The following is a 517-nucleotide window of genomic DNA, read 5'->3' as shown; positions in this document are numbered from 1 at the left end:
TATTGGAACATACTGTAGAGAAACTGCTTGCTCACCCTCAAATCGCGAAAGTTGTGGTTGCGGTTACAGAAGGTGACCCATACTACCCTGAACTATCGATTGCCCTGCACCCAGACGTAATACGTGTCGCTGGTGGTAAAGAAAGAGCCGATTCAGTGCTTTCAGGGCTAAACTATGTAAGTGCGCAGCTTCCGTGTGAATGGGTTCTGGTCCATGATGCCGCGAGACCTTGCGTAACATTAAACGATATTGATCGTCTGATTGATGTTTGTTGTGCTCATCCTACTGGTGGCATTCTTGCCTCGCCCGTGAGAGATACAATGAAACGAGCGAACAAAGAAAACAACATCGATCATACCGTAGACAGAGAAGCATTGTGGCATGCACTTACTCCACAAATGTTTAAAACTCAGCAGCTAACAAGAGCACTGGCAGACGCATTGCAGCAAGGTGTTGCGATCACTGATGAAGCATCGGCTTTAGAGTGGTTGGGAGAAACGCCAGCTTTAGTCCAAGG

1 protein-coding gene is annotated in these 517 nt (G+C 47.4%); it reads left to right on the top strand.

The window, feature by feature from the left end:
• Positions 1 to 517 (top strand): 2-C-methyl-D-erythritol 4-phosphate cytidylyltransferase (ispD, locus tag R7P74_RS29405; RefSeq protein WP_318124275.1); only part of this gene is annotated, 517 nt, incomplete at both ends.

This window comes from Vibrio sp. 2033 (assembly GCF_033339735.1).
This window is presented reverse-complemented; position numbering and strand designations above follow the sequence as displayed.